The organism is Leuconostoc sp. (assembly GCF_965300815.1).
Map to the genome: position 1 here is coordinate 1 of NZ_CBDKZH010000008.1, position 3,033 is coordinate 3,033.

1 protein-coding gene and 1 pseudogene are annotated in these 3,033 nt (G+C 40.9%); both read left to right on the top strand.

Annotated features, from left to right (window positions below):
- The first annotated feature begins 19 nt into the window (after nucleotides 1–19).
- Nucleotides 20–1,626, top strand: a pseudogene (locus tag ACW12G_RS01275) (alpha amylase N-terminal ig-like domain-containing protein).
- Between the two features lie 10 nt (nucleotides 1,627–1,636).
- A partial coding sequence (locus ACW12G_RS01280) for an alpha-glucosidase (RefSeq protein ID WP_455647085.1) occupies nucleotides 1,637–3,033 on the top strand: 1,397 nt, incomplete at its 3' end.

Consider the following 3,033-nt stretch of genomic DNA (forward strand, 5'->3'; position numbering starts at 1 on the left):
AAAATCGGTCGATGTTGTCATGGAAAAAACACTAGTTACTGAATCCCATCAATATTGGCAAGCATCATTAACCGCGCCTTTCAATCGTTTAAATTATGGCTTTATTTTAACTGACAGTTTCGGCGATTCAGTTTTTTATGGTGATCAAGGATTTGAAACACTCACAGCTTCTGAAAATGATGACAGCGGTTTGATGGGTTCCAATAATTATTTTAAAATGCCCTATTTTCAAGAAATTGATCGTTTTAAAGTACCAGATTGGGTCAAGAAAACAGTATGGTACCAAATTTTTCCTGAACGTTTCGCCAATGGGAACACAACCAATGATCCATCTGGAACATTACCTTGGCGATCAAGTGATCATCCCACCGCTGAAAGTTTTTACGGCGGGGACTTGCAGGGTATTATCAACCATTTAGATCACTTCAGTCAACTTGGTATTAACGGCTTGTATCTCACACCTATTTTTAAAGCACCGACAAATCATAAATATGATACGCAAGATTATTTTGAAATTGATCCACATTTGGGACAAAAGAAGATTTTAAATTATTAGTTGATAAGGCCCACGCCGCCGGAATCAGAGTGATGCTTGATGCCGTGTTCAATCACATCGGTGATCAAAGTCCACAATGGCAAGATGTTATGGTTAATGGTCGGCAATCAAAATACGCTGATTGGTTTCTTATTCATGACTTCCCTGTTCGTTATACGCCGACTGATAATTTCGAGTATGCTGCCGACGCAAACTACGATACATTCGCCTTCACACCACACATGCCCAAACTTAACACCGCTAATCCAGCAGTCCAAAATTATCTGATTGACATTGCGACCTACTGGATTAAAACATTTGATATCGATGGCTGGCGTTTGGACGTGGCGAATGAAGTTGACCATCATTTCTGGAAAAAATTTCGCACGGCAGTAACTGCCATCAAACCTGATATTTATATCCTTGGTGAAATTTGGACAAGTGCACAATCCTGGTTGCAGGGTGACGAATTTTCAGCCGTCATGAACTATGCTTTCACAGGATCAATTGTTGACTTCTTTGCCAAGCAACAACTTTCACCATCCCAAATGGTCCATAAACTCAATGCCCAACTGATGCTAAATCGCGATCAAACAAATCAAGTCATGTTTAATCTACTTGACTCGCATGATGCGCCACGTATTCTAACCGTTGCCAACAATCATCAGTCCATCGTGAAACAAATGTATACGTTTATGTTCTTACAACAAGGTACACCGGATATCTATTACGGTAGCGAATATGCCATGACCGGCCAACAAGATCCCGATAATCGGCGACCGATGGTTTGGCAAAGTGATGAACAAGATGCATCAATGTATGCCTTTTTAAAGCACTTGATTCAGCTACGCCATGATTATCAGACTGTCTTGTCTGAAGGGACACTGTCTTGGGAAACAGATGATCACAAAAACATTGTGAGCTTCACGCGTGAACTGGGGCAAACAAAAATCGTCGCCATATTTAATGCTGGGCATACCAATTATGCCATCCCACCAGCAATTGATGGTGCTCACATTATTTTAGAACAGCTATACAACGATCAAATCATTGAGCCTCATGGCTTTATTGTGACGATTTCTAATCAATAAGGAGTTTTTTATGACAGCACCTTGGTGGCAATCAGCCGTTGTCTATCAAATATATCCCCGTTCGTTTCAAGACACTAATCATGACGGCATCGGCGATATTCAAGGCATTATCTCACATCTTGACTACTTGCAAAAACTCGGCGTTGACGCCATATGGTTGTCCCCCGTTTATGCTTCGCCAAACGATGATAACGGCTATGATATCAGTGATTATGAAAGTATCATGTCTGAATTCGGTACAATGGCCGACATGGAAGCTTTAATTCATGCTGCGCGTGAAAGAAATATCAAAATCGTGATGGATCTCGTGTTAAATCACACTTCTGATGAACATGCTTGGTTTATTGCATCAAAACAAAGTCGCGACAACGCTTATCGCGATTTTTATATCTGGCGTGATGCGCATCAGCAGGCAGAACCAAATGACCTACATGCTGCATTTGGCGGTAGTGCCTGGACATTAGACCCCCTCACCAATCAATATTATTTACATCTATTTAGCCAAAAACAACCTGACTTAAATTGGGCCAATCCTGATGTCAGACAAGCACTCTATCAGATGATTAATTTCTGGATTGATAAAGGTGTTGGTGGTTTTCGTTTAGACGTTATTGATTTGATAGGTAAAATACCAGATGAAAAGATAACTGCTAACGGTGCTAAGCTCCATGACTACTTAAAAGAAATGAACCAAGCCACCTTTGCGCATCACGATTTAATGACAGTTGGCGAAACTTGGGGGGCAACACCCGAAATCGCCAAATTATATACACGTCCTGATCGACAAGAACTATCAATGGTTTTTCAATTTGAACACATCACGCTCGATCAAGAAACTGGTCAAGACAAATGGTTTTATACCCCATTAGATGTGAGCAAACTCAAGGTTGTCATGGCTAAATGGCAAACACAGCTCAACAGTGATGAGGGTTGGCAGTCACTATTTTGGAATAATCATGATTTACCTCGCATTGTCTCACGCTGGGGTGATGATACGACTTACCGTGTGGCGTCAGCAAAAATGTTGGCCATTTTGCTGCACATGATGAAAGGCACGCCTTACATTTATCAAGGTGAAGAAATTGGGTTAACCAATACCCCAGTCAAAGATATTTCAGATTTACGCGATATTGAATCATTAAACTATTACCATGATGCACGCAAAGATGGCAATCTATCTGATGATGCGATACTTGATCAAATTAATCATAAAGGTCGTGATAATGCGCGACGCCCTATCCCTTGGCGCAATAGCCCGAATGGTGGTTTCTCTGATGTTGACCCATGGCTTGCTGTCAATAGCCATTACCCTGAGATTAATGTTGAAGCCGCTTTAAATGATCCCAACAGTGTTTTCTACACGTATCAAAAATTAATTACACTGAGACATCAAAATGACATCGTGGT